The organism is Christensenella sp., assembly GCF_034927525.1.
In the GTDB taxonomy this organism is placed as follows: domain Bacteria; phylum Bacillota; class Clostridia; order Christensenellales; family Christensenellaceae; genus Christensenella.
The window spans coordinates 1-2,365 of the sequence record NZ_JAYFPU010000187.1 but is presented as its reverse complement, the minus strand read 5'-3'; the positions used below and the strand labels follow the sequence as shown (position 1 = coordinate 2,365).

The 2,365-nt window shown below is 51.6% G+C and carries 2 protein-coding genes and 1 pseudogene; all 3 read right to left on the bottom strand.

Going from position 1 to position 2,365, the window contains the following annotated elements:
• Positions 1-85: pseudogene (locus tag VB081_RS15010) on the bottom strand (protease); the annotation flags it as partial.
• 92 nt (positions 86-177) lie between these two features.
• A complete protein-coding gene (locus tag VB081_RS07690; RefSeq protein WP_323400239.1) occupies positions 178-993 on the bottom strand; it encodes a LytTR family transcriptional regulator in 816 nt (271 codons plus the stop codon).
• Positions 994-1,069: 76 nt separating this feature from the next.
• On the bottom strand, positions 1,070-2,365 hold a 1,296-nt coding region (locus VB081_RS07685), incomplete at its 5' end, for a lectin like domain-containing protein (protein ID WP_323400238.1).

Sequence of the window (2,365 nt, the reverse complement as noted above, 5' to 3'; positions counted from 1 at the left end):
GAAGGCGGTGCACCGGGTACCATAATTCCAGATCTTCAAAGTCCTCGCTGATGAGGGCGATTATTTTTTTGGTCATTGCCGTAATCCTCCTATGTCAATTTACTGTCACTATAGCATATTTTTCTGTAAATTCAAGGGGAGGCTTTGGTATTCACCAGTATAATTTTATCATTGGAATCAAGAATCCACCACCTGCCCATCCAATGCCAGCCCAATCTCTCCAAGACGGGCGATCACCGTCTCCTTAATCTCCCGGTATCGCTGTTTGGGGATGGGGACCTCAATACCATGGCCCAGGGAGGCTCGGCCATAGTCCAGGCTTTCGATGTAATACAGGTTGATGATAAAGCTGCGATGGACGCGGAGGAAATGCTTGGGCAGACCAACGGAAAGCTCGGTGATGGATTCATCGATTTCCACCCGATCCGCCACCTGACGGACGATACAATGGTGGCGGTTGGCTTCAATAAAGAGAATGCTCTCTGTTTTTAAAAAGCAAGACCTCTTCCCAATGTGGACCAGAAGCTTATCGGAGCGCCTTCTGTAATCCTCAATCTGTTTTTGCATGTACAGGTAGGTTTCCCGCCCACAGGTATAGGGAAAGCACTCATTCTCCTTCAGAACATCCCATTCGTTGGACACGTGGAGGTGAATGATCTTCCATCCATCCGTTTTCCGTTCGTACACAAAGCTCAGTCGCTGGTTCTGCTTTAGCAGATACCCGGATTCTGGCTCGGTATAGGCCCCCAGCTGACCAGTTACGATGGCCAGGGTCTCCGTTTCGTACACCACTTCGTAGACGATGGCCTCCGACTGTATGGGGACATCCTGTCCCTGGGATAAAATCCGGCGCATAGCCGCCTTTCCATGGACATACTGCCCCCGCAGAGCGCCAATCCACACCACATCCTCATCCATATAGGACATCACCCACTCAAGCTCGCGCTGGCCATGGGCCTCCATGAGCGCCTGGGTCAATGCTGCTAGATCCATCTGCGTTTCACCTCCATCACCAGGGATTCCATATCCTTTATCATAACACAGGCGTTAATTCAATAGCAGTTGGCTACTACATCATCCGCTTTTTCGCATAGCAGCCACCGATGATGAGCATGATGGCCAACAAGCCTGCACCCACCCAAAGGCCAGTACCCACACCGGTGATGCCGGTAGTGGCATTTCCCTTGGCGGCCACCGTCTGGGCCGTTGTCTGGGGCTGGGGCTGGGCGGCCTTTAAGGCCGCTATTTTAGCCTCAGCCGCCTCTAATACGGCGATGTTCTCCACCTGGTCCTTTTCGCTTTGGGTCAGGGCGTCGTAGGCCGTGCGGGCAGCCACCACCTGGGGCTCCTGATCCAGGCTTATAATCTCCCCAAGGGCATCGATTTGGGCCATGACAAGCTCCACAGCGGTGGCTTCCCGATTATTGGTATAGGCCTTGATCATGGCATTGCCCACCGTGAAGGTCGTCTCTTTGGATTCCTCTTTAAGGGTCACCTCGCCAATTTGGGATAAGTCGGTCCAGCCCTCAGAGGTCTGCACATAGCTTTCCCCTGGATTACACACTGCTTGGGCCCCCGTCATCCCCCCGGATGGGTTTTTCTCCAGTTCACTCCCTAGCTCAACGGGCAGATAGCTTTCATTTTTAGACGTTATGGTTTGAACAATGGTATACGCTTCATTGGGGCGCAGATTGATGGCCTTCTCACCTAAATCTAAGGTGTGGAAGCCAGCGCTCTCAACGGCTTCGGTATTGAGGGTGACATCGGGTGTTCGTTCTGCTATTTCCCCCGGGCTGCCATTGCGATAAATCTGAATGTCCACATTACACCCAGGGGCTGTTGCGTTGAAGGATACCGCTGATAATGTCTCATAGCCCTGGGCGGTAAAGACATTGGCCACAGATTTATCCGCAGTTATCCCCTTTGTCGTCAGAATGGTTTTGATGATTTCCCCTATCGTGGAATAAACACTTCGGATATTCAAATAATCGTACTGTACCAGATTGTCGTAATCATCGGCCCCGACATCAACCTGATAGCTGACGGGTGTCATGATCGATCCTTCATAATAGGACATCCAGAAATAGCCGCAGTCCTTGCCGCCCTCTGAATTGGGAACAGCATTGAGAAAATTCATGCCACTGCTACTCGGTGTATCCCCCCAGCTATTTTTAATGAGCCATGCCCCATCGCCTGCCGGTTGGTTGACATCGCTAAAATTATCCTTGGAAAAGGTATCGTCCCAACCGATGAGGGTCACCGCATGATTAGACCGCGTCTCCGGCTTACTATAATAGGCACCCTTCGCCTCATTCCAAACACTTTTGGCATCCTCAGCGCTTTTTGCATCGTACACCCCCATACT